At 57.9% G+C, this 413-nt stretch carries 1 protein-coding gene; it reads left to right on the top strand.

The genetic code is table 11. The features are described 5' to 3' along the window. Window positions 1-8 precede the first annotated feature (8 nt). On the top strand, window positions 9-413 hold a 405-nt coding region (locus tag ACYQ2W_RS26655; protein ID WP_459874159.1), incomplete at its 3' end, for a transposase family protein.

Below are 413 nucleotides of genomic sequence, written 5' to 3'. Positions count from 1 at the left end.
CGGAACGCATGGGACTCACGCGTATTCTGATGGATTCACCACAAACCCCAAAATCCACGGAGAATCCCATGCGCCCCACGACTCTATGCCGAAAGCTGACCGGTGTCACGGACCTGTATTGCGAGACAATCGAAGAACGCGGAAAAGACTTGGTTTTCAGCGTTCGACCACGATGGCGGTTACCACGATGCAGTGGCTGTGGAGGGATCTGCCCTGTTTACGACCACAGTGCTGAGCGCAATTGGCGGCATATCCCGTGTGGTGATGTGGTGATCTGGCTCAGCTATGCGCAACGCCGGGTTGACTGCGAGAAGTGCGGAGTTCTCACCGAGCAGGTTCCGTGGGCCAACCCACGCAGCCGTTTCACGAGGGCGCTTGAGGAGCAGGCGGCCTACTTGGCTCAGGTGATGGAT

The sequence above is a fragment of the Endothiovibrio diazotrophicus genome, assembly GCF_054657215.1.
Note: the sequence above shows the minus strand (reverse complement) of the source record. Positions and strands in the feature narration are given on the sequence as shown.